Annotated in this window: 1 protein-coding gene and 1 pseudogene; both read right to left on the minus strand. The window is 52.6% G+C overall.

Annotation, left to right across the window (positions count from 1 at the left end):
* Window positions 1-481: pseudogene (locus E8F11_RS05820) on the minus strand (transposase); the annotation flags it as partial.
* Between the two features lie 899 nt (window positions 482-1,380).
* Window positions 1,381-1,875, minus strand: a 495-nt coding sequence (locus E8F11_RS05825) for a transposase (protein ID WP_280287867.1), incomplete at its 5' end; no start/stop codon positions are given.

The following is a 1,875-nucleotide window of genomic DNA, read 5'->3' on the forward strand; positions in this document are numbered from 1 at the left end:
GCCCCTGCTTGCGCCGTTCAATCCGTACGCCCGCAATACGCTCAACCTCATCCACGAAGTGGTTGTTCCCCGTCAGTTGGCCGCGTTGAATGGCCTCTCGAATCAGGTTCAGTTCCTCTGCGGGCACTGCTTGCCTGACGAACTCGGCATACCGGCGGCGCCGTGCGTTATCCGTAGCGCCGAGCGCGTTGAAACACGGGTCGTCGTCCAACCAGCTCTGCTCAGGTGCGCTCCCAACACGCAGGGCATAACTGGACCAGAGATAATCCGATGCCTCAGCCACCATGCACGCCCGCACCGGGTTCAGTTCGATGTAACGACTGCAGGCCAGCAAGTAGGCATCGGACTGCACGATGCTCGACTTGAAGCGGCTTTCCCACAAAGTGCCGGAACGGCCTTCCAAACGATTGCGGTAGCGCGTTGCGCGGGCCGCCAAGGTCTTCATCAACTGGCTGAGCCCTGCCAGCGAATCATCCGGAGCAAAAAATGGGACAGATTTATTTTCTGTACTCTAATCTTTTAGATCATCACTCGGCGCCCCGCCGATTTTGGTCAGTACCACCTTGAAGAAACCATTACTTAGATACTGACCGTGCTGAACTGCCTTTAGCTCCTATCGACGATCCAGCTCGTTAAAAATTAGAGTATGGAAAATAAATCTGCCCCCTTTTCCAGTCAGAACACATAGCAGTCTTTTATATCTTTCACCTCATACCGCCAAGATTTCACCACACCATCGGCAGAAACAAGCATCGAATACCGGCAACCTCTGATCCAAGTAATGAAATAACGCCTCGCCCCTCCTTCTTCAACAACCTTATCAAACCCTCTTTCCTTATTCACTGGCGACCACAGACTTCCATGGCATCCATATGGATTTAGATATAGACCAAAGTCCCTCCCAACAGCGCCATCCATCCCAGCCCGCCAAGCAGAGTTAGATGGGGAACAAGCTCCCACCAAAAGAAAAGCCGCATACAAGCTACTTATCCTCATTCTCTCTCACCGAACCGTTCAGCAAACGATACTTATCATAGATCGCACCATAATTAATAAGCAACGCAGGCGGCATGCTTCCAAAGTTTTCTAAATCGGACATACTTCCACCCTTATGAATCTCCAGTTGATTCATCCAAGTATCATGCAATGTAGCAAACGAGTTAAAACCCGGAAGCATGTTTAGCGCATCACTAATATATGTCCCATGACAAACAGAATAAATACTTTGACAAGCATCAAGAGAGGGCCAATTCAGTCCAATATTCTTCCCCTCCCGTGCAATCCCATCCATAAGAACATTAGGAACCGTACCATCCTCCAATGGAATTGCTCTCGGACCATCAGGTCTGTCTATGAAAAAAGGGGACAGATTTATTTTCCCTACTCTAATTTCGGTCGCCCCTGCTTGCGCCGTTCAATCCGTACGCCCGCAATACGCTCAACCTCATCCACGAAGTGGTTGTTCCCCGTCAGTTGGCCGCGTTGAATGGCCTCTCGAATCAGGTTCAGTTCCTCTGCGGGCACTGCTTGCCTGACGAACTCGGCATACCGGCGGCGCCGTGCGTTATCCGTAGCGCCGAGCGCGTTGAAACACGGGTCGTCGTCCAACCAGCTCTGCTCAGGTGCGCTCCCAACACGCAGGGCATAACTGGACCAGAGATAATCCGATGCCTCAGCCACCATGCACGCCCGCACCGGGTTCAGTTCGATGTAACGACTGCAGGCCAGCAAGTAGGCATCGGACTGCACGATGCTCGACTTGAAGCGGCTTTCCCACAAAGTGCCGGAACGGCCTTCCAAACGATTGCGGTAGCGCGTTGCGCGGGCCGCCAAGGTCTTCATCAACTGGCTGAGCCCTGCCAGCGAATCATCCGG

It is taken from the genome of Pseudomonas sp. BN417, assembly GCF_029871205.1.
Taxonomy (GTDB): Bacteria; Pseudomonadota; Gammaproteobacteria; order Pseudomonadales; family Pseudomonadaceae; genus Metapseudomonas.